The following is a 20,742-nucleotide window of genomic DNA, read 5'->3' on the forward strand; positions in this document are numbered from 1 at the left end:
GCCCAAGCGTTTTTTTGTCGGATATATTAATCTACATCGATTTCAATAGTGACGTCCACATTGCCGTTGATTGCTTTTGAATAAGGACACATTTGGTGCGCTTTATGAACAAGGGTTTCAAATGTCTCTTTATCGATCCCAGATCCTTTCACAGCTAAAGTGACAGCCAAGCTGTACTGATGCATCTCACCCATCAATAAACTGACACTAGCAGTGACTTTAGAATCAAATTTAATGCGTTCAATTTTACCAACGGATTGCAAAGCACTATCAAAACAAGCAGCATACCCAGCTGCAAAGAGCTGTTCAGGATTAGATGCTTCAGGCATCTTATTAGCCCTCGGCGTTCCAGGCATCGCAATATCAACTGTGAAGTTTCCATCGGCAGAAATGGCCGTTCCTTCTCTGCCCCCATCAACCGTTACAGACGTAGTAAATAATGTTTTTGTCATCATTTTCTCCTTTGCTTCCTATTTAGATTGTGCACAATTGAATTGTATAGCATATATTTAAGAAAAGCAACAGAAAAGAATTTGTGAAAATCATTAGTATCGTTAAATCTCTCAATTAATTAATAGTATGTTCAGTAACTCTTGTTACATTAAATGGCAATACATCTCCCCATAAAAACACCAATCCTTCAGGTTCTCTGTCGCATTGTTTACTAAATATCTTGTTTAATGGGAGTGATCGAATCTTTTTCAATTGGGTGTTTAATAAGTATAATGACAGTGTGCTGAAAAAAAGTGACGTTAGCCGAGATAATCTAATAAAGGAAATAAACACTATTCTTAATTAAGAAAAAAGTGATAACACATATTGTTGTGATACCCTAAAAAACAGAGTCAATACAATGCAATCAAAAGGAGTATATCCAGGAGGGGAAAATGTTGGAAGAAGGCAATTAGATGGGGTTAAGCTTGCGATAAATCAGATAATGAATATAGCGTTTAAACGAAATTAGACTACCTCAGCCCGCTTGTTTTACGGAGATAAGGTAGCCTATTGCTGGTTTTTATTTTTCTTGGAAACACTAGGTTAGTTTAAGGTCTCCCTTTTATTTCCGATGACTTTCATATTTGTTTGCTTTGGTCAACTGCTTCAACACATCAAGTTCAGCTTCAGTAAGCGAAGAGCTGTTAACGGCACGGCAGTTTTCACGGAGCTGCTGCACTGAGCTTGCTCCAGGTACGACAGCAGCAACGCTTTGGTGTGACAATACAAATTGCAGGGCCGTATCATTCAACTTTCTGCCGGAAAGCTTGTCCTTTAATTGTGGAAGCAGATCTTTAAGTTCTTGATAACTATAGTCAAGATAACCATCTTCATTTGCCTTTTCAAGCATTTTCTCACTAAGCAGTCCTTTGGCAAGGGGGCCACGGGCAATGATGCTGATCTGTTTGTTTTCCAAAAGAGGCATCCACTCTTCTGGGCGGCGGTCGAGTAGGCTGTATTGCATCATCACGGAGTCAAGATCAGACTTATCGGTAAATTTCTTAATTACGTTGGGGCGAATTGAGGAAATTCCATAGTACCGGATATAGCCTTCCTTTTTCAACTCCTCAAATGCTTCAACTGTTTCTTCGATATTGTCTGAAATCGTGCCCCCGTGCAGCTGATAAAGATCAATATAATCGGTTCCTAGCCGTTTTAAGCTGTCCTTTACTGCCGTTTTGATATGGGTGCCAGATGGATCCCAGCTCCAACTATCCTTATTTTCATTCCAGCGGTTTCCGACCTTCGTGGCTATGTATACTTGGTCGCGGACCGATTTTAAGTTTTTTCCGACGATTTCTTCATTCACACCGAAATTATATAAGTCAGCAGTATCAAAATAATTGATTCCTTCATCCAAAGCAGCCTGTATGATCTCAGATGCCTGACTTTCGACAGTACCCAATGACATGCAGCCGAGCCCGATTTCAGATACGAATAACTCTGAATTTCCTAGTCTACGATTTTTCAATTTTATCCACTCCCTTTACCTACATTGTAAAGGACAAATCCATTTCGCTCAAAGAATTCACTTGATTCGTTTTAAAGGAGAGGTTGCCTGTTGATCGTGTATGTCGGCAATCCAATCATTGATATAGACATATTTATTTTGCAATTGTTTTAGTTTTTGAACGATCTCCCAACTCTTTCCAGATAAAATGACGCCTTTGTCCAATACATAAACTTTCATCGAATCGCCCTCCATCTCTATTATGGTAAAATGTATGAAGAATAATACTGCAATTAGAACAGAGGAGTGGTCAGGATGAAAAAATTTGAAGAAAAAACGATATCTTCGGAAAAAGTATTCACCGGTAAAGTAATCAGCCTACAGGTGGATGATGTAGAGCTTCCAGATGGAAAAACAAGTAAACGTGAAATCATCAAGCATCCGGGAGCGGTTGCAATCATAGCTGTTACAGCAGACAATAAAATCATCATGGTCGAACAGTACCGTAAAGCGCTGGAGAGAAGTCTAGTTGAAATTCCTGCAGGAAAGCTCGAAAAAGGCGAACAACCGATTCTGTCGGCAGAACGGGAACTTGAGGAAGAGACAGGGTATGTATGCGAAAAAATGGAACACATCATATCCTTTTATACGTCCCCAGGCTTTGCCGATGAATTGGTTCACATTTATGTAGCCCACAATTTGAAAAAGAAAGAAAATGCGGCCCCCTTGGATGAGGATGAATTTGTCGAGGTGATTGAGCTGACGGTAGAGGAAGCTCAAACCTATATAGATGAAGGAAAAATCCAGGATGCCAAAACGGCATATGCAGTTCAGTACCTGCAGTTGAAAAAGGTGATGACTTCATAAATGAAAGAGTATTACGCTGACCTGCATATCCACATAGGCAGAACAAGAAGTGGAAAGGCCGTAAAAATAACCGGTGCTAAAACGTTGACCTTCAGCAAGGTGATACAAGTGGCAAGTGAGAGAAAAGGTCTCGATTTAATCGGGATAATTGACTGCCATTCTCCTGAAGTTATCGAAGAGATTGAAGCAGGAATTCTGGACGGGGAAATTACAGAGAAGGATGAAGGCGGTCTTCTTTACCGGAACACAACAATCATTCCAGGCTCTGAAATTGAAATTTATGATCAGCATTGTAATGGCCCAATCCATGTTCTTGCCTATTTTCCAACATTGGAAGCGATGAAGAATTTTTCGGTGTGGATGAGCGGTTATGTTAAAAATATCACCTTAAGCTCTCAAAGAATTTATTGTGACGGAAGAACACTGCAAAAAATCGTAAAATCACTTGGCGGCTTGTTTATCCCAGCACATGTTTTTACCCCCTTTAAAAGTTTATATGGTAAAGGGGTAAAGTCGAGTCTGGCTGAAGTATTCGATCCAGAGTTAATCGACGCCATCGAGCTTGGGTTAAGTTCTGATACAGATATGGTCAAGGATATAAAAGAGTTGGAATCCTTTGTCTTCGTGACGAATTCTGACGCACATTCGCTTGGGAAAATAGCTCGTGAATATCAAAAAATTCGACTTAAAGAACCAAGTTTTAACGAGTTGGCAAAAGCCCTTCAAGATACAGAAGGACGAAAGGTATCAGCCAATTATGGGTTGAATCCCTTATTGGGAAAATATCATCAAACCGTTTGTTCAGGATGTTTACATCAATTGTTAAGGGATAATGAACAATGTCCTGAATGTGGAAACAAGACTATCATTAAAGGGGTGTCGACTCGAATAGAGGAACTATCTATTCCTAAAATGAATGGAGAGAAACGAAGGGAAAGACCGCCATATATCCATCAAGTACCCCTCGATTTCATCCCGGGACTTGGTCCTAAATCAATGGAAAAACTGCTAAAGGCATTTGGAACCGAGATGAATATCCTTCATGAGGTAACCCTTGAACAACTCAAAGAAATCGTTCCTGAAAAATTGGCCCACTATATCGATTCTGCCAGAAAAGGGGAGCTTACTTTTGAAGTTGGGGGCGGAGGTAAGTATGGGAAAGTAAAAAAGAACAGCTAATTATTTGTTTATGTAAGGGAACAAAAAAGAGTCCTGACAGAGGAGGTTTATACTGTCAGGACTTTTTTTAGTTTGTTGTTTTTGCATATATATAGGTGTCTCGCAATTCCTTGCCGTCAGCACTTATACAGTCATTATGTAAAGTTCCTTCAAGAGTATACTTTAGTTTTTCGGGAATTCGTTTACTAGCAAGGTTATTAGGGTCACAGCGGATTTCAACCCGCTTTGCCCCATAATGATGAAAAGCAAATTGGGTTAACTTTTCAATCGCTTCGGTTATGTACCCTTTTTTACTGTGCATCGTATCAATCCAATAGCCAATCTCAAATTTGGGGATATCCCAGTTAATTCGGTGCAGACCAGTGGAACCGATGAATTGGTCGTTTTCTTTCCTATAAATATGAAGTCTAATATCCTCTTTTAAAATAAAGTCCGCAAAGGCTTTTAGGACGTTCTGTTCTGAGGTTTCCAAGGACGGTTCCTGATGGGCAAATGGAAGCCATTGTTTTAATTCATTCTGGGAACGGACAATGGCTTCATACACATCTTTGCCATCTCCAGGTTGACAAGGTCTTAGATATAGCCGTGGAGTTTCAATTTTTTCTGGGAAATCCATTAATATAGCTTTCATATCACACCTCCAAGTAATGGTTATGGAAAATTATAACATGATATTGCTTTGAGGTGTTCTTCCTGATTAGGGAATTCATACTTGTTTTCTTTAGCATAAATGAAAGAGTGAAAACATAGATTCTAGTAAGCGGAGTTGGGAGGATGAAAGATGAAAAAAAAATCTGTCGTACAAAATGCCGTAATGAAACACATTAACGAACATTCCTCATTATATGTCTTTATCACTGTGCTTTTTTTAATGGGTGTCATTTTTGGCGCTGTACTCGTAAATAGTTTGAGTTTTACCCAAAAAGAGGACTTGTTCTATTATTTATCACAATTTTTTGGACAAGTTACCAAAGGAGAATTTGCATCTTCGCATGATATGTTTAGCCAAAGTATTATGCATAACATAAAATATATAGGCCTCATCTGGATTCTTGGGATTTCGGTTATTGGGTTGCCGGTTATCTTGATATTGTTATTTATTAAAGGAATGGTTGTAGGGTTTACAGTCGGCTTTTTAGTTAATCAAATGGGGTGGAGCGGGTTCTTATTATCATTTGTCGCAATTCTACCACAAAATATATTCATTGTACCGATTTTCATCGTAATAACGGTCCTTGCTGTCTCGCTATCAATGAAAATGATCAGCCGGATTTTCCTCAAGCAAATTCGAGAGCCGCTGAAGCCAATTATATCACGCTATATTTTTTCATTAATTTTGTCAGGATTATTTTTAATTACAGCTGCTGTATTTGAAGCATACTTATCACCCTCTTTAATGAAAAATGTCGTCAGTTTCCTGGGTCATTGAAGGGAATTTGCTAATCACAACAATTTTTTTATCATTAACAAGAAATCTATTTTGACAGTTTTCCCTCATTTGTTATAATGGATAAGATAGCGGCGCGGGAGGGAATATAGGTATGGAAATAGAAAATAGAATTGATAGAATAAAAAAGCAGTTGCACTCGTCCAGCTACAAACTAACGCCTCAGCGAGAAGCGACCGTCCGCGTTTTACTTGAGCACGAAGAGGATCATTTAAGCGCAGAAGACGTTTACCTCCTTGTCAAAGAAAAGTCGCCGGAAATTGGATTGGCAACAGTATACCGTACGCTAGAGTTGCTGACTGAATTGAAGATAGTAGATAAAATTAACTTTGGAGACGGGGTTTCCCGTTATGATTTAAGACAAGAAGGGGCTGCCCATTTCCATCATCATCTTGTTTGTGTGGAATGTGGAGCGGTAGATGAGATTCAAGAAGACTTACTTGAAGACGTAGAATCCATTGTAGAACGCGACTGGAACTTCAAGATTAAAGATCATAGATTAACCTTTCATGGTATTTGTCATCGATGCCATGAGAAAGACGAGAATAAAGGTGAATAAAGTCGGACCTTTTCCATTAAATGGAGAAGGTTTTCTGCATTTTTAAAAGGGTAAATATCTGCAGAGCAAGGTCCATTCGACATGTAGCTGAATTCAGGAAATTAGGATAACGTCACTTTTCTCTTTTATAGCTGTTTTTACTTTCTCCTTACCGAAACATGTATAAAACTTGTCCTGTTGGGCATAGATTGATACAAAGGATCGAATGGGAGGGGAAAGGTGATGAAAACTTCATTGTCGCTTGTTCTACATACAGCTAAAGTGATGATTCTCTTTGTTAGCTTCACTATTCTTTTTTATATAGGAATGGTATGGTTAAATCAGGAATATCAAAGTTATCATCGTTATGACGAACCCAAAGGTATGGCTGTAAAAGTATCAAAGGCTGTTGATACAGGTGATGATGCATGGCTTGAACGCTTAATGTTGTTTTATTTAAACGGGGAGTAATGAATATGGAGAATCAAATTAGGGATTTTATTCATTTTTTAACCATTGAAAAAGGACTTGCCAAGAATACGCTCGTTTCTTATGAACGCGACTTAAATTCATATTGGAGCTACTTGAAAAATGTAGAAACCATTACCAACTGGAATGATTCGCGGAGGGTGAACATCTTGCATTTTCTGGTTCATTTGAAGGATCAGGGCAAATCATCGAAAACGGTAGCGCGTCATATCGCCTCCATTAGGTCTTTTCATCAATTTCTTCTCCGAGAAAGGGTGACCGACCAGGATCCATCTTTACATATAGAAACACCAAAACCAGAGCGAAGCCTCCCAAAAGTGCTAAGCATGGAAGAGGTGGAAGCGTTATTAGAGGCCCCAAAGGTAATGGATGAATATGGTTTGCGTGATAAGGCGATGCTTGAATTGATGTATGCGACAGGGATGCGCGTAAGTGAGTTAATATCAATGGATGTGAGTGATGTCCATGCATCGATGGGCTTTGTCCGCTGTATTGGAAAAGGAAATAAAGAAAGAATCATTCCAATTGGCCAAACGGCACTTGGTGCTATTGAAAATTATTTGGATAGGGCCCGAGGAAAATTTGCTAGTCCAAAGCACCGAACAGAGTCACTTTTTTTGAATCATCATGGAAACAGGCTGACAAGACAGGGATTTTGGAAGATTTTAAAGAAACTTGTGAAAACGGCGCAAATAGAAAAAGAAATCACCCCACATACTTTGCGTCATTCCTTCGCGACACATCTATTAATGAATGGGGCAGATTTAAGGGCAGTCCAAGAGATGCTAGGTCATGCGGATATATCGACGACGCAAATTTATACGCATATTACAAACGTTCGGATTAAGGATGTATATTCAAAATTTCATCCGCGAGCTTAGAAGTTTAGTAGAATGATAGAGAGGTTGTGAACTTCACTGCAAAACAGATGAAGAAAGCAGCCTTTTTCGAAATTGAAAGGGGATACAAACGGTCGATACTAAATCGCTATAGTGGACATTGTGAAGATCTAGTGATACGTTTTTCTTTCAGAAATATATTATTTGTCTCCATCATGGTAATCGTTTACAATGTAGAGAGGTCAGACTTCTGACGTTCTCGTAATTTTCATTTTATTGAAGAGTAACTAAACAGTATACGGGTAATATAGAGAGTATAAAAACTGATTTACTATTTTAGGAGGAATGAGCATGAAAGGGAATTCAGCGTTTAAACGTATTTTTGTAGTGGTTATGGACTCAGTAGGGATTGGTGAAGCACCTGATGCAGATTTATTCGGTGATAAAGGGTCAGATACACTTGGTCATATCGCAGAAAAAATGAATGGATTAAACATGCCAAATCTCGCAAAATTGGGTTTAGGTAATATCCGTGAAATCAAAGGGATTGATAAAGCGAAGCAACCGCTCGCATACTATACGAAAATGAAAGAAGCGTCTACTGGAAAAGATACGATGACTGGACACTGGGAAATTATGGGGTTGAATATATCGACTCCATTTCGTGTGTTCCCAAATGGTTTCCCAGAATTATTAGTCAATGACCTCGAAGCGAAATTGGGTCGTGGGATTATTGGGAATATTCCGGCTAGCGGGACGGAAATCATAGAAAGACTTGGCGAAGAACATATGAAAACGGGTGCGTTAATTGTTTATACATCTGCGGATTCAGTTTTACAAATCGCTGCCCATGAAGATATAGTTCCGGTTGAAGAATTATACCGAATTTGTGAGATTGCACGTGAAGTAACAATGGCTGATGAATTTAAGGTTGGACGCGTAATCGCAAGACCTTTCACAGGCCAACCAGGCAGCTTCAAAAGAACGCCTAATCGTCATGATTATGCTTTAAAACCATTTAACAGGACGGTTATGGATGAATTGAAAGATTCCGGATATGATGTTCTGGCAATCGGGAAAATTTCTGATATTTTTGATGGTGAAGGGGTCACTGAATCCTTAAGGACCGTATCTAATATGGATGGAATGGATAAATTAATCCAAACCATCGAACAGGATTTCAAAGGTTTAAGTTTCCTTAACCTGGTCGACTTCGATGCTTTATACGGTCACAGACGTGATCCAGAGGGTTACGGAAAGGCATTAGAAGAATTCGATGCTAGAATGCCAGAAGTACTCGATAAGCTAAAAGAGGACGATTTATTAATCATCACTGCTGATCACGGGAATGACCCGGTACATGAAGGGACCGACCATACACGTGAATATGTGCCATTATTAGTTTATTCTAAACGATTTACAGAAGCTGGCGAGCTTCCAATAAGAGATACATTTGCTGATATAGGGGCAACAGTCGCAGCTAACTTTGATGTGAAAATGCCTGCCTTCGGAAAAAATATTTTGGGCGATATGAATTAAGGGGAGAGAAAATATATATGTTTAATAAAATAGAAGCAGCTGCCTCATTTATAAAAAGTAAGATTGATGGTTGTCCAGAAATAGGATTGATTCTTGGTTCAGGACTTGGGGTATTAGCAGATGAAATTGAGAATCCTATTACGATCCCATATCACGATATACCGGAATTTCCAGTATCAACTGTTGAGGGACATGCAGGTCAGCTTGTCATCGGTATTTTAAGCGGCAAAAAAGTTGTAGCTATGCAAGGTCGTTTTCATTTTTATGAGGGATACTCTATGGAGAAAGTCACATTCCCTGTGCGTGTAATGAAGCTTCTTGGAGTTGAGCAGTTAATTGTAACTAATGCTGCGGGAAGTGTTAATGAAAGCTATGCACCGGGAGACTTGATGCTAATTACGGATCATATCAATTTAATGGGGGCAAATCCATTAATTGGTTCAAACGAAGAGCGGTTTGGTCCTAGGTTCCCTGATATGTCAGAAGCGTATAACAAAGAGCTGCGAGCTCAAGCTAAAAAAATTGCTTCATCGCTTGGTATGGATATTAAAGAAGGTGTCTATATTGGGAATTCAGGCCCGACCTATGAAACACCCGCAGAAGTGAAAATGGCAAGGATTCTTGGCGGGGATGCAGTCGGCATGTCCACTGTTCCGGAGGTTATTGTGGCAAGACATAGCGGTATGAAAGTACTCGGTATTTCATGTCTTACCAACATGGCTGCAGGCATTTTGGATCAGCCGTTGTCACATGTAGAAGTAATTGAAACGACGGAAAAAGTAAAGAGTAGTTTTCTGGAATTTGTTAAACAAATCGTTAAAGACATTTAAAACAGTTTAAATTTAAAATAAAATAAGCACAGCTAAATGTAGCAGTGCCTTTAAAAAAGCGGGGAATCTAATATGAGAATGGTAGATCTAATCGAGAAAAAACGTGATGGTAAGGCTCTTTCTACGGAAGAAATTCAGTTCATTATCCAAGGGTTTACTGATGGAACGATTCCTGATTACCAAATGAGTGCTTGGTCAATGGCCGTTTATTTCAAAGGTATGAATGAGCAAGAACGTGCTGATTTAACCATGGCTATGGTTGAATCGGGCGATCAAATTGATTTAACTATGATTGAAGGAGTTAAGGTTGATAAACATTCCACTGGAGGTGTTGGTGATACGACAACACTTGTTCTTGGACCTTTAGTGGCTGCAGTTGGAGTTCCGGTAGCGAAGATGTCAGGACGCGGTCTTGGCCATACTGGCGGAACAATTGATAAATTGGAATCTGTTACAGGTTTTCATGTGGAAATAGAAAATGATGAGTTTATACGACTTGTGAATAAAAATAAAATAGCTGTCATTGGTCAAAGTGGTAACTTAACACCTGCGGATAAAAAGTTATATGCATTGCGCGATGTAACGGCTACTGTTAACAGCATCGGCTTGATTGCTGGTTCAATTATGAGTAAAAAAATAGCTGCTGGTGCCGATGCAATTGTCCTTGATGTGAAAACGGGTGCAGGAGCATTCATGAAAACTCTCGAAGACTCAGAAGAATTAGCTCATGCAATGGTGAGCATCGGGAATAATGTTGGGCGAAACACGATGGCTGTAATTTCAGATATGAGCCAGCCGCTAGGTTACGCAATCGGAAATGCTTTAGAAGTGAAAGAAGCAATCGATACGCTTAAAGGTGAAGGTCCGGAAGATTTAACGGAACTTTCCTTAACACTAGGCAGTCATATGGTGTTCCTTGCTAAAAAGGCAAGCTCGCTTGAAGAAGCTAGAACCCTGCTTGAAAACGCAATTAAAGATGGTTCTGCTCTTAACTCATTTAAGGTTTTCTTAGAAGCGCAGGGAGGCGATGGTTCGGTTGTAGATCAGCCAGAAAAACTTCCGCAGGCTGCCTATACTTTTGAGCTTGAAGCAAAAGAAGACGGATATGTATCAAAAATCGTTGCCGATGAAGTTGGAACAGCGGCTATGCTTTTAGGAGCCGGAAGAGCGACCAAGGAATCAGAAATTGACCTAGCTGTTGGGTTAGTACTCCGTAAAAAAATCGGAGAAGTCGTGGCAAAAGGTGAATCTCTAGTGACGATTTACAGTAATTTTGAAGATGTTTCAGAAGTAAAAGAAAAATTGTATGAAAACATATCTATCTCGAAAGAAAAAGTTGAAAAACCTACGCTTATCTATAAAGAGATTATGGAATAATGTAACTTCAAAAATGTTGCTCTTTTTTTAGAGAGTGACCTTTTTGTAACCTTAGCTAGCTTATGTAGCTAAAATAATCCTATGATTTTAAAAAGAGGATGCCTATGCGCATCCTCTTTTTATTTTTGTGTTAATTTTCCTAATAATTCTTATATTTACAAAATTTATCTTTAAATGAACTTATTTGTATAAAAATGGGTGTAATGGAAAAAATAAATCATATAAAGATTGGAGGGTATGGAGATGAAGCGGATTCTTTCTCTATTTTTAACCGTATTAATAGTCTGCTGGTTTTAGCATCCCGCATACAAAAGCAGCGGAAGATAAAGGAGTCGACTTAGCGGCTAATGCTAAATCTGCTATTTTAATTGAACGGGATACAGGTACCGTATTGTATGATAAAAACGCAGATGATCGTCTTTCACCGGCAAGTATGACCAAGATCATGACGATGCTGCTAATCATGGAAGCAATCGATAAAGGCGATCTTACCATGAAGGAAAAAATCAGGACAAGTGAGTATGCAGCGTCGATGGGTGGTTCTCAAATCTTCCTCGAGCCAGGTGAAGAAATGACCACGGAGCAAATGCTTAAAGGCATCTCGATTGGTTCGGCGAATGATGCATCGGTGGCGATGGCGGAACGAATTGCGGGATCTGAAGAAGAGTTTGTTAAGAAAATGAACAAAAAAGCGAAAGATCTCGGGCTAAAAAACACGAAGTTTCAAAATGTGACAGGCCTTCCTGTTAAAGATCATTACAGCTCGGCTTATGATATGTCCATCATGGCGAAGGAGTTATTGAAATACGATACAATTACAAGGTTCACGGGTACATATGAAGACTATCTCCGTGAAAATACCGAAAAGAAATTCTGGCTGGTTAACACGAACCGATTAGTGAAATTTTATCCGGGGGTAGATGGGCTAAAAACAGGATTTACAAATGAAGCGAAGTATTGCCTGACGGCTACAGCGAAAAAAGGGAATATGCGGGTCATTGCCGTCGTTTTCGGAGCAGCATCTCCGAAGGAGCGAAATGCGCAGGTTACCAAAATGCTTGATTATGCTTTTTCACAATACATCACATACCCTATATATAAACGAGGCGAGATGTTAGGAGAATCAAAGGTAAGTAAAGGTCACAAGAAAATGGTTATAGGAGTAACAAGTGAACCTATTTCAGTTTTGACAACCAAGAACGGAACAGCGAAGGATTTTACAAAAAAAATTACTCTTAATAAAGATTTGAATGCACCAATCAAAAAAGGCGATCAAATTGGTACGCTTGAATTGAAGAAAAACGGTAAGGTGTATGTCGAATCGCCAATTGTTGCGAAGGAAACTGTTGAAAAAGCCAGTTGGTGGCAATTGTATAAACGGGCTTTCGGCATGTTTACTCAAGTCAAATAGAATAATTTGTCGCATTACCTGATAAATGTACTAATTTAGGCGAAAGCCCACTAGTTTTGCTATGAAGAAGGAATCTGCAGGTGAAAAAGAGAATTTGACTCTTTATAAGACAGTGAAGGAGGCTGTATATAATGAGTCTTACGATTAATATGGAGGCGAAAGATCGTGTATTATGCATTCGTCTCAAAGGTGATTTAGATCATCATACAGCAGAAAAATTGAAAAAACAGGCAGAGTCAGCAATTCAAAAGCATAACATCAAGCACATAATTCTCAACTTAGAAGAATTACATTTTATGGACAGTTCAGGACTCGGTGTTATTTTAGGGCGTTATAAGCAGGTAAACAATAAACAAGGTGAAATGGTCGTCTGCGCAATTTCTCCAGCAGTAAAGCGGTTATTTGAGATGTCAGGGTTGTTTAAAATTGTTAAAATGGAACTATCCGAAAAAAACGCTTTGCAAAGACTGGGGGTTGCCTAAGATGAAAAATAAAATGGAAACGAAATTTTCTGCACTAAGCCAAAATGAATCTTTTGCCAGGGTTACAGTTGCGGCTTTTATTGCCCAGTTAGATCCAACAATGGATGAATTGACAGAGATCAAGACTGTCGTGTCAGAAGCAGTTACGAATTCGATTATTCATGGGTACGAGAGTGACCCGGAAGGATGGGTCTACATTTCTGTGATTATTGAAGGTGATACTGTAGAATTGACCATCCGTGATGAAGGACTGGGCATTGAAGACGTCGAGGAAGCTAAACAGCCACTATTTACGACAAAACCTGAACTTGAACGTTCCGGTATGGGATTCACCATTATGGAAAACTTCATGGATGAAATCAATATTATTTCCCATAAGGGTGAAGGTACGATCATTCGATTAAAAAAGCACTTAACTACAAGCAGAGCTTTGTGCAATTAAGGGAGACTTGCATATGGATGTGGAGGTTAAAAAAGAGAAGAGCAAAAAAGGCCAGCCCCATTTAAAAGATGAGGAATTACGGAATTTAATCCAACGCAGCCAGAGTGGTGACCAGGACGCAAGAAACTTGATTGTCAATAGCAATCTAAGACTTGTCTGGTCCGTAGTACAGAGATTCCTCAATCGAGGTTATGAACCGGATGATTTATACCAGATTGGCTGCATTGGGCTTTTGAAGTCCGTAGATAAATTTGACTTATCGTTTGAAGTGAAATTCTCTACGTATGCTGTACCAATGATCATTGGAGAGATTCAACGTTTTATCCGTGATGATGGAACTGTAAAAGTAAGCCGTTCTTTAAAGGAAATGGCAAATAAAATTCGTAGAGCCAAAGAGGAACTTTCAAAAACGTACGGCCGTGTTCCAACGGTCAATGAATTGGCGGAACATCTTGAGCTGTCACCAGAGGAAATTATCATGGCCCAAGAGGCTAGTCGAAGTCCTTCTTCCATCCATGAAACGGTTTATGAAAATGATGGCGACCCGATTACTCTTCTTGACCAGATTGCCGACAATAATGAAACATCATGGTTTGACCAAATCGCTTTAAAAGAAGCCATCCATGAATTGAATGAACGTGAAAGACTAATTGTTTTCCTGAGGTACTATAAAGACCAGACGCAATCGGAAGTAGCGGCAAGACTTGGCATATCCCAAGTACAGGTGTCACGGCTGGAAAAGAAAATTCTCCAGCAGATGAAAAACCACATGAATCAGTGATTCATGTGGTTTTTTTTATTTGATTTGAGAAAAATTTGGGTTTTAGGAAAAGGTAAAAAGACTCTAATCATATTAAAAAGGAGCCCATAGTAGTTTGAGGTGATGGGAATTTACGGAAATAAGAGAGGGGATGAAATTTTTTAGTTGAATTTAGAATTAAAAACGAATATTATAGTAAAGGTCGCGCTTTTCATTCGTTTTTTATCTTTCATTCAACGAATATGGTTAATCTGAAAAAAGTGTAGATGCAGTACAATTTTAGGACACCTTTGTCTTCGCATGCAAACGATTGTATCGGTGTTTCCTTTAGATCTGGAGGTCTAAATGATGTTTTTAGAAAAGTTTTTCTCCCTAAAAGAAAATGGGACGGATGTCCGTACTGAAGTTATGGCGGGTGTTACGACATTTTTAACTATGGTTTATATCCTTATTGTGAATCCGGCTTTATTATCCTCAATCGGAATTCCATTTGAACAAGTCTTTATGGCAACAGTCATTTCTGCTGTTATAGGTACCCTTATTATGGGGTTGGTCGCAAAATATCCAATTGCGATTGCACCGGGGATGGGCTTGAATGCTTATTTTGCTAGTGTAGTTGGTGCACAAGGTCTTTCATATCAAACCGTATTTGGAACAGTTTTCATCGCAGGCTTGCTATTTTTATTGATAAGTGTAACGAGCTTGCGCAAAATGATAATTGATGCCATTCCGAATTCATTAAAATATGGAATCACCTCTGGAATTGGTTTATTCATCGCGTTTATCGGATTGAAAAATGCGGGAATCGTCGTACCGAATGATTCAACTATGGTTACGCTTGGCGACTTGCATCAATCTGGAACAGTTTTAGCACTTGCAGGTTTATTTATAACGTTAATTTTAATGGCACGCAATGTTAAAGGAGCAATTTTTATTGGGATGATCATTACGGCAGTCATTGGCTACTTTATCGGTCTTCTCAACTTTAATGGAGTGCTATCTGTGCCGCCTACACCGGTATTTTTCGATATCGATATCTCTGGGGTCTTTACGAACTCTCTATATTCAGTTGTTTTTGCCTTTTTACTTGTGACAATCTTTGATACGACAGGTACATTGATTGGAGTAACGGAGCAGGCAGGTTTAACGAAGGACGGGAAAATACCTCGTGCGAAAAAAGCATTTTTAGGAGATGCAATTGCGACGACAATTGGCTCTTTGTTTGGAACAAGTCCTTCCACAGCATATGTTGAATCTAGCACAGGTGTGGCAGCAGGAGGCCGTACTGGTTTAACAGCCACGGTGGTAGCTATCTTGTTTGCAGCATCTATTTTCTTTTCTCCATTGATCTCGGCCATTTCTTCAGTTTCAGCAATCACTGCACCTGTTTTGATTATCGTAGGTTGTTTTATGATGGAAGGTTTAGCTAAAGTCAATTGGAAAATGTTTGATGATGCATTTCCGGCATTTGCGATTATTTTAACGATGCCTCTTACTTCAAGCATATCAACGGGGATTGCAATTGGATTCATAACATATCCCCTTATGAAGTTATTTAGTGGAAAAGGAAAATCAGTTCATCCACTTATTTATATTTTTGGATTGATATTTTTAGTTCAACTGATTTTTTTCCCAACTCATTAAGTTAATAATGTAAACAAAAAAGACATGCTGTCATTCAGCATGTCTTTTTTGTTTTATCTTTCACCCTCGTAATTAGTAATATTTGGACATCCGTTACTTCCTGCATTTTCACTGTGTTTCCAATCCATACTACTATCATAAGGAAATAAAAGGTCGGGATGTGATGATAATGGCAGTTGTATATATCAGGATGAGGAACCGTGTACAAGTAAAGGGAAATCAAACGGTGAGGATTAAAGATATTGCAAGGATAATCGGACCTGAAGAAGTGATTCAAATAATTGAAGAGACCTTTTTATTAACGGTCAAGAAGGAAGATAAGAATATTATTGTCATTGATTTGGCTCAACTTATCATGGCCATTCGTAAAGTGGATCCGCAAATTGAAGTGCAGACATTTGGGCCATCTCAGACCATCATCGAAGTCATATATTCAAAAAAGAAAATGTCCTACCTAACTTTTGCTCTAGTCTGGTTCTTATTATTTATTGGAGCTGGGATGACAATTATGAATTTCCATGTTGATGTCAGTATGGGGGAAGTCCATCAAAAAGTCTTTACGTTAATAACGGGGAAGCTAGATGAAAAGCCACTATTAATACAGATACCTTATAGCTTCGGACTTGGCATAGGAATGATTTTATTTTTTAATCACTTTTTTAAAAAACGCTTTAATGAGGAACCTAGTCCGCTCGAAGTTGAAATGTTCAATTACCAGCAGGATTTAGACCGTTATGTCACCATGAATGAAAATAAGGAAAACGTGCGCCATCTTGATGACAGGTAAAATTATCTTCGGAATCTTTGTCGGTCTAGCTGGAGGTTTTGCAACAGGTGCCGGTTTTGTAGCGTTTTTGACTGTACTTGGAGTGATACCGAGACTGACTCAGTTGACGAAAACGATGAAAATGATTCATTACTATGAAGCAGCAATTATTGCAGGTGTTGTCGCTGGAACATGGTTAGGCTTACAGGAAACGAAATTTTTCCTGCATCATTTTTTATTAATTCCGATTGGCTTGGCAGATGGGATTTTTAATGGGATGCTGGCTGCTGCTTTGACTGAAGTTTTGAATGTTTTTCCGATTCTTTCTAAACGAATCGGAATTCAAGAGAAGATTATTTATCTGTTAATGGCACTTGTATTAGGGAAGATAGCCGGTTCTTTATTCCAATGGATTTATTTTGTCGATTTGTAAGTTCTTAAGTATTATTCCTGATGATGAAAGAAGGGCCAAGATGGTGACCAAACGAAAAGTGATATTAATAACGGATGGAGATGAGTATGCAAAACGGGCTGTCCAGCTTGTAGCTAAGGAAATAGGTGGACGGTGCATCTCTATGTCCCAAGGTAATCCATCCCGTTATTCGGGCAATGAGCTAGTTGAATTAATAAAAAAGGCAAAGTATGATCCTGTACTGGTTATGTTTGATGATAGTGGTTTTATCGGTGAAGGATTCGGTGAACAGGCGATGAAGGTGGTTGCCGGCCATCCTGATATAGATGTCCTTGGGGTTATTGCAGTTGCTTCAAAGACTAGGAGGGAAGAATGGACAAAGGTGGATGTATGTATTGACCGGGATGGGAATTTAACACCAAACGGAGTTGATAAATACGGGGCTGAGGAATTTGAACTAGGAAAGATTACAGGAGATACAGTGTATTGCATCGATGAATTAAATGTTCCAATAGTGGTGGGGATAGGGGATATCGGGAAAATGTCCCATCAAGATGATATTAAAAAAGGTGCACCGATCACGAAGCTTGCGGTGGAAATTATTTTGGAAAGGAGCGGTCATAATGGCTTCAGAAAATCCTCAAAACATGAAACCGATTCCGAATAAAGTAGCGGAAGTAGACTCGTTCATGGAAGAAAAAGTAGGTCTTGGCGTCAGCTTTGACTTAGGGGTAAGAAGAATAAAGGTCTTAAAAAAAGATGTACATTTATACTATGTGAACGGGCTGACGGATACAGAGTTCATCATTGGAATTCTTGACTCGCTAATCCATAACAAAAATGCTGAAATTATGACGACAAAAGTGTTTGAAACAGTCAAAAACTTGCTTGTCCACCAATCTGTTGAAGAAATAAGTACAATGGATGAGCTTGTTGATCAAGTGCTGTCCGGCTTAATAGTCATCGTCGTCGATGGTAGAGCAACGGGATTGGTTGTAGATGTCAGGAGTTATCCTGGAAGGCAACCAGTAGAGCCTGATACGGAAAAGGTCGTCCGTGGATCCAGGGATGGTTTTGTCGAAAATATCATCATTAATACAGCGATAACCAGACGGAGAATTCGGGATGAAAGATTACGTTTTGAAATTTTGAAGGTGGGGGAACGTTCGAAAACGGATATAGCAATCGGATACATTAAAGATATTGCCGATCCGGATTTAATAGCAGTCGTACGCAAGGAATTGAAAAATATAGAAGTTGATGGCATAACGATGGCGGATAAGACGATTGAAGAGTTTATCGTCAAGCAAGGATATAACCCGTATCCGCTTGTAAGATACACGGAGAGGGCTGATGTAGCGGCAACGCATTTACTTGAGGGGCATGTCCTTATTTATGTGGATACTTCACCGAGTGTCATCATTACCCCGTCCACTCTTTTTCATCACATGCAACACGCTGAGGAGTATCGGCAGGCACCTGCTGTTGGAACCTTGGTGCGATGGGTCCGTTTTTTAGGGATTTTCGTTTCGCTTTATTTGCTGCCGATTTGGTTATTGTTTTCGTTAGAACCGTCCCTTCTCCCCGATAATCTTGAATTTATCGGGCCGAATAAAAAAACGCATATACCGATTATTGTCCAAATCTTCATTTCCGATATTGGAATAGAATTTTTAAGGATGGCAGCCGTTCATACCCCGACCCCGCTTTCTACTGCAATGGGTTTGGTTGCGGCAGTTTTGATAGGACAGATAGCAATAGATGTTGGCCTATTTGTCCCTGAAGTGGTTCTCTACGCTTCCGTAGCGACAATCGGTACATTTGTCACTCCAAGTTTAGAACTAGGGGTTGCGAATAAAATTTCCCGTTTAGCGCTGCTTGTGTTGGTTGCTTTATTTAAAGTGCCGGGCTTAATTATAGGTATCACAATTCATATTATTTTGCTTACCAGTATAAAAACGTTAAATACACCGTATTTATGGCCGCTTCTCCCGTTTCAGCCGAAAGCTTTGTCTCATATAATATTTAGAAGACCTTATCCAGGTTCTATAGAACGTCCGAGTATTGTACATCCCCAGGATATATATAGGCAGCCAAGAAAATCTAAAGGTTGATGTTGTCGAAAAGTTGTGGTAATTTAATTTTATTCGGAAAAAGCAGTAAAGTTAAGGCTTCACAAAGAGAAAGAGCTCTTTTGTCTCTTTGAAGTTAAACCAATCTGGCTTTCCCTTCGAACTACTAAGCAGTTTGTTTGATTAAAGAGGATGGAAAACATTTTTATTCGGGATAATCGATTAATTTGAATGAGGCTTTTTCAAAGAGGGAGAACCTTTTTCGCTTGCATAAGTGGGAACTCTCTTTGACGCTGCCTCATTTCTTATTAATCGTTAGTTTTAAGTCAGGAAGGTGAGCTATCATGTATTTGTACGGAACCGGTCGTGTCAATGATCGTGGACATCTTGAGATTGGCGGAGTGGACACAATCGAATTGATTGAACAATTTGGAACGCCATTATATGTTTATGATGTAGAGTTAATTCGCGAGCGTGCTAGAGGATTCAAGCGAACATTTGAGGAATTGGGTATTTCTGCTCAAGTCGCCTATGCGAGTAAAGCTTTTTCTTCGATTGCAATGATCCAGTTGGCTGATCAAGAGGGCCTATCACTCGATGTCGTCTCAGCAGGAGAATTGTATACAGCAATTAAAGCAAATTTTCCAACTGAACGTATTCATTTTCATGGGAACAACAAAAGTGAAGAAGAGCTACATATGGCCTTGGATTATAAAATCGGCTGTATTGTAGTCGATAATTTTTCAGAGCTAACATTATTAGAAGAGATTTGTACACAGCGAGAACAAAAAGTGAAAATTCTTCTTCGTGTGACTCCAGGTATTGAAGCCCATACGCATGATTATATCTTAACAGGGCAGGAAGATTCGAAATTTGGCTTTGATCTTATTAACGGTCAGGCTGAAGAGGCCCTTAGACAAGCACTACAAAGCAAGTGGATTGAAGTACTAGGACTGCACTGCCATATTGGCTCACAGATCTTTCAAACGACTGGATTCCTGCTTGCCGCACAAAAAATTATAAGCAAGCTTAAAAATTGGCATAAATCATTAGATTTCCAGCCAAAGGTATTGAATCTTGGAGGCGGATTTGGAATCAGATATACCGAAGAGGACGACCCGCTTCCAGCTTCTCAATATGTAGAAGAAATCGTTAGGGAAGTGCAGAACCTGGTTGCTAATTCTGATTTGGAGATGCCGGAAATTTGGATTGAACCTGGCCGTTCATTAGTCGGCGACGCTGGTGTGACTTTATATAAAGTCGGTTCTGAAAAGGAAGTACCTAATGTTCGTAAATATATAGCAGTTGATGGTGGTATGAGTGATAATATTCGCCCAGCTCTATATGAGGCTAAGTATGATGCAATTCTTGCCAATCGGCCGCTTGATCCAGTAGAAGAAACAGTGTCCATTGCTGGGAAATGCTGTGAAAGCGGAGATATGTTGATTTGGGATTTACCTTTGCCAAAAGCAGGACGAGGTGATGTATTAGCTGTCTTTTGTACAGGGGCATATGGATATTCCATGTCCAATAATTACAACCGGATTCCGAGGCCTGCTGTCGTCTTCGTCGAAGATAGAGAAGCTCGTTTAGTCATTAAACGCGAAACCTTCGAAGATCTTATCCATTTGGATTTGGCACTTCAGGAAGCAGCCGTTACGAATAAGGATTAAGAAAAGAGGATGGCTATGCCATCCTCTTTT

23 protein-coding genes are annotated in these 20,742 nt (G+C 39.4%); 19 read left to right on the top strand and 4 right to left on the bottom strand.

Features of this window, described 5'->3' with window-relative positions:
- Nucleotides 1-26: 26 nt before the first annotated feature.
- The 3 genes from JFU24_RS25790 to mciZ all read right to left on the bottom strand — a co-directional run bounded on the left by JFU24_RS25790 (nucleotide 27) and on the right by mciZ (nucleotide 2,185).
- Nucleotides 27-452 carry an organic hydroperoxide resistance protein gene (locus JFU24_RS25790; RefSeq protein ID WP_056525211.1) on the bottom strand — a complete coding sequence of 142 codons (426 nt, stop codon included), beginning with the start codon at nucleotides 450-452 and terminating at the stop codon, nucleotides 27-29.
- 605 nt (nucleotides 453-1,057) lie between these two features.
- Nucleotides 1,058-1,966 carry an aldo/keto reductase gene (locus JFU24_RS25795; protein WP_201250688.1) on the bottom strand — a complete coding sequence of 303 codons (909 nt, stop codon included), beginning with the start codon at nucleotides 1,964-1,966 and terminating at the stop codon, nucleotides 1,058-1,060.
- Between the two features lie 57 nt (nucleotides 1,967-2,023).
- The gene (mciZ, locus tag JFU24_RS25800) at nucleotides 2,024-2,185 is read right to left on the bottom strand and encodes a Z-ring formation inhibitor MciZ (RefSeq protein WP_082527557.1); all 162 of its coding nucleotides are present in this window, start codon (nucleotides 2,183-2,185) and stop codon (nucleotides 2,024-2,026) included.
- A gap of 75 nt (nucleotides 2,186-2,260) precedes the next feature.
- On the opposite strand from mciZ, the gene JFU24_RS25805 reads away from it, so the two are divergent.
- Nucleotides 2,261-2,812 (top strand): NUDIX hydrolase, encoded by a 552-nt coding sequence (locus tag JFU24_RS25805; RefSeq protein WP_053346855.1) that lies wholly within the window; start codon nucleotides 2,261-2,263, stop codon nucleotides 2,810-2,812.
- Nucleotides 2,813-3,991, top strand: a complete 1,179-nt coding sequence (locus JFU24_RS25810; protein ID WP_201223736.1) for an endonuclease Q family protein — start codon at nucleotides 2,813-2,815, stop codon at nucleotides 3,989-3,991. It begins immediately after the preceding gene.
- 67 nt (nucleotides 3,992-4,058) lie between these two features.
- On the opposite strand, the gene JFU24_RS25815 is transcribed toward JFU24_RS25810, so the two are convergent.
- Nucleotides 4,059-4,622: a GNAT family N-acetyltransferase gene (locus tag JFU24_RS25815; protein ID WP_201223737.1), complete on the bottom strand. Its 564-nt coding sequence runs from the start codon at nucleotides 4,620-4,622 to the stop codon at nucleotides 4,059-4,061.
- A gap of 150 nt (nucleotides 4,623-4,772) precedes the next feature.
- Between JFU24_RS25815 and spoIIM the strand changes: the two genes are divergently transcribed.
- From spoIIM to lysA, 17 genes are all read left to right on the top strand, one after another.
- Complete coding sequence (gene spoIIM, locus JFU24_RS25820) at nucleotides 4,773-5,420, top strand: stage II sporulation protein M (protein WP_053346852.1); 648 nt, start codon at nucleotides 4,773-4,775, stop codon at nucleotides 5,418-5,420.
- Between the two features lie 118 nt (nucleotides 5,421-5,538).
- A complete protein-coding gene (gene fur, locus JFU24_RS25825; protein ID WP_053348129.1) occupies nucleotides 5,539-5,997 on the top strand; it encodes a ferric iron uptake transcriptional regulator in 459 nt (152 codons plus the stop codon).
- A gap of 222 nt (nucleotides 5,998-6,219) precedes the next feature.
- Nucleotides 6,220-6,447, top strand: coding sequence for a YqzK family protein (locus JFU24_RS25830; RefSeq protein WP_053346851.1), 228 nt, complete (start codon nucleotides 6,220-6,222; stop codon nucleotides 6,445-6,447).
- 5 nt (nucleotides 6,448-6,452) lie between these two features.
- Nucleotides 6,453-7,346: a site-specific tyrosine recombinase XerD gene (gene xerD, locus JFU24_RS25835; protein WP_201185693.1), complete on the top strand. Its 894-nt coding sequence runs from the start codon at nucleotides 6,453-6,455 to the stop codon at nucleotides 7,344-7,346.
- A 309-nt stretch (nucleotides 7,347-7,655) separates the two neighbouring features.
- On the top strand, nucleotides 7,656-8,843 hold the full coding sequence (deoB, locus tag JFU24_RS25840; RefSeq protein ID WP_201223739.1) for a phosphopentomutase: 1,188 nt from the start codon (nucleotides 7,656-7,658) through the stop codon (nucleotides 8,841-8,843).
- A gap of 17 nt (nucleotides 8,844-8,860) precedes the next feature.
- On the top strand, nucleotides 8,861-9,673 hold the full coding sequence (locus tag JFU24_RS25845) for a purine-nucleoside phosphorylase (protein WP_201250689.1): 813 nt from the start codon (nucleotides 8,861-8,863) through the stop codon (nucleotides 9,671-9,673).
- A gap of 72 nt (nucleotides 9,674-9,745) precedes the next feature.
- The gene (locus JFU24_RS25850) at nucleotides 9,746-11,050 is read left to right on the top strand and encodes a pyrimidine-nucleoside phosphorylase (RefSeq protein WP_056525190.1); all 1,305 of its coding nucleotides are present in this window, start codon (nucleotides 9,746-9,748) and stop codon (nucleotides 11,048-11,050) included.
- A 298-nt stretch (nucleotides 11,051-11,348) separates the two neighbouring features.
- On the top strand, nucleotides 11,349-12,461 hold the full coding sequence (locus JFU24_RS25855; protein ID WP_446728308.1) for a D-alanyl-D-alanine carboxypeptidase family protein: 1,113 nt from the start codon (nucleotides 11,349-11,351) through the stop codon (nucleotides 12,459-12,461).
- Nucleotides 12,462-12,592: 131 nt separating this feature from the next.
- A complete protein-coding gene (gene spoIIAA / locus JFU24_RS25860) occupies nucleotides 12,593-12,943 on the top strand; it encodes an anti-sigma F factor antagonist (protein ID WP_201223744.1) in 351 nt (116 codons plus the stop codon).
- A gap of 1 nt (nucleotide 12,944) precedes the next feature.
- Complete coding sequence (gene spoIIAB / locus JFU24_RS25865; RefSeq protein ID WP_053346844.1) at nucleotides 12,945-13,385, top strand: anti-sigma F factor; 441 nt, start codon at nucleotides 12,945-12,947, stop codon at nucleotides 13,383-13,385.
- 13 nt (nucleotides 13,386-13,398) lie between these two features.
- Nucleotides 13,399-14,166 carry an RNA polymerase sporulation sigma factor SigF gene (gene sigF, locus JFU24_RS25870; protein ID WP_053346843.1) on the top strand — a complete coding sequence of 256 codons (768 nt, stop codon included), beginning with the start codon at nucleotides 13,399-13,401 and terminating at the stop codon, nucleotides 14,164-14,166.
- A 324-nt stretch (nucleotides 14,167-14,490) separates the two neighbouring features.
- Nucleotides 14,491-15,789 carry an NCS2 family permease gene (locus tag JFU24_RS25875; RefSeq protein ID WP_201250690.1) on the top strand — a complete coding sequence of 433 codons (1,299 nt, stop codon included), beginning with the start codon at nucleotides 14,491-14,493 and terminating at the stop codon, nucleotides 15,787-15,789.
- A gap of 166 nt (nucleotides 15,790-15,955) precedes the next feature.
- On the top strand, nucleotides 15,956-16,576 hold the full coding sequence (locus JFU24_RS25880) for a stage V sporulation protein AA (RefSeq protein WP_201187942.1): 621 nt from the start codon (nucleotides 15,956-15,958) through the stop codon (nucleotides 16,574-16,576).
- Nucleotides 16,566-16,988 carry a stage V sporulation protein AB gene (locus JFU24_RS25885; protein ID WP_201223747.1) on the top strand — a complete coding sequence of 141 codons (423 nt, stop codon included), beginning with the start codon at nucleotides 16,566-16,568 and terminating at the stop codon, nucleotides 16,986-16,988. Before JFU24_RS25880 ends, JFU24_RS25885 begins: the two co-directional genes overlap by 11 nt.
- A gap of 40 nt (nucleotides 16,989-17,028) precedes the next feature.
- A complete protein-coding gene (locus JFU24_RS25890; protein WP_201185683.1) occupies nucleotides 17,029-17,634 on the top strand; it encodes a stage V sporulation protein AE in 606 nt (201 codons plus the stop codon).
- The gene (locus JFU24_RS25895) at nucleotides 17,591-19,081 is read left to right on the top strand and encodes a spore germination protein (protein ID WP_397443368.1); all 1,491 of its coding nucleotides are present in this window, start codon (nucleotides 17,591-17,593) and stop codon (nucleotides 19,079-19,081) included. Before JFU24_RS25890 ends, JFU24_RS25895 begins: the two co-directional genes overlap by 44 nt.
- Nucleotides 19,082-19,383: 302 nt before the next feature.
- Entirely contained in the window at nucleotides 19,384-20,712 is a 1,329-nt protein-coding gene (gene lysA / locus JFU24_RS25900) for a diaminopimelate decarboxylase (protein WP_201250691.1), read from the top strand.
- Nucleotides 20,713-20,742: the final 30 nt, after the last annotated feature.

This window comes from Peribacillus sp. TH27, assembly GCF_016650915.1.
Lineage (GTDB): Bacteria > Bacillota > Bacilli > Bacillales > DSM-1321 > Peribacillus > Peribacillus butanolivorans.